Annotated in this window: 1 protein-coding gene; it reads left to right on the forward strand. The window is 66.0% G+C overall.

The genetic code is table 11. The features are described 5' to 3' along the window. On the forward strand, positions 1-489 hold a 489-nt coding region (locus J0F76_RS20675; protein WP_423227386.1), incomplete at its 5' end, for an ATP-binding protein. Positions 490-941: the final 452 nt, after the last annotated feature.

Raw genomic sequence — 941 nt, forward strand, 5'->3', positions numbered from 1 at the left:
GCCGAGGCCCGCGCCGCGCGCTACGCGGCCGAGGTGCGGTCGCTGACCCGCCTGCGCCAGGCGCTTGACGAGGCGCGGCGCCAGGCGCGGGACGCCTATCTGAGGCCTGTGATGCGCGAATTGCAGCCGCTTCTGTCGGTGATCCATCCCGGCGCCACGCTGGAGATCGACGACCAGACCCTGCTGCCCGCCGTGCTGACCCGCCATGGCCAAGCCGAGGCCCTCGACATCCTTTCGGGCGGCACGCGCGAGCAGGTGGCGATCCTGACCCGGCTGGCCTTCGCGCGGCTGTTCGCCAGGGCGGGCACCCAGGTGCCGGTGATCCTGGACGACGCCCTGGTCCACAGCGACGACGACCGGATCGAGGCGATGTTCACCGCCCTGCACCGCGTGGCCCAGGACCAGCAGATCCTGGTCCTGACCTGCCGCCAGCGGGCCTTCGCGGCCTTGGGCGGCGAACGAGCAAGGGTCAGCATCGAAACAGTCTGATGCGTCAACTCCTCGCGCAACCCGGAGCCGTAAACGTCGCGAAGGGCGGAAAGCGGCCTGACGGCGATGCGGCAGAACTCCGTAAGGACCGGCTGAAGCGGACCTTCAACCGGGCGGCGAGATGGCAGTGCCGCCAGTAATCAAACAGACCACACGAGCCGAGCAGAGATACTCGGGCGTTGCCAACTCCAACCAAGTCCCGTCTGACAAGCATTAGCAGGGGTGCGGAGCCATTCAGGAGCTCAGGGGCCGCAGGTTGCCTTGGTAGAACCGGGCAAGCACCGCGACATTGCTGCAACCACGGCCGGGATTTTGTGATACATTGAACCATTGGTCCGAGGGCGTTCCGTTCCATTCGGCAGGACTGTCCGTCGTCGAATGATTTGGAACAGGCGACCTGATTTTGCTCTGGAGGGCTCTGGCTCTGTAGGTTGAGATTATGCTGCCTGGCG

Origin of the sequence: Paracoccus fontiphilus (assembly GCF_017356265.1) — a bacterium.
Lineage (GTDB): Bacteria > Pseudomonadota > Alphaproteobacteria > Rhodobacterales > Rhodobacteraceae > Paracoccus > Paracoccus fontiphilus.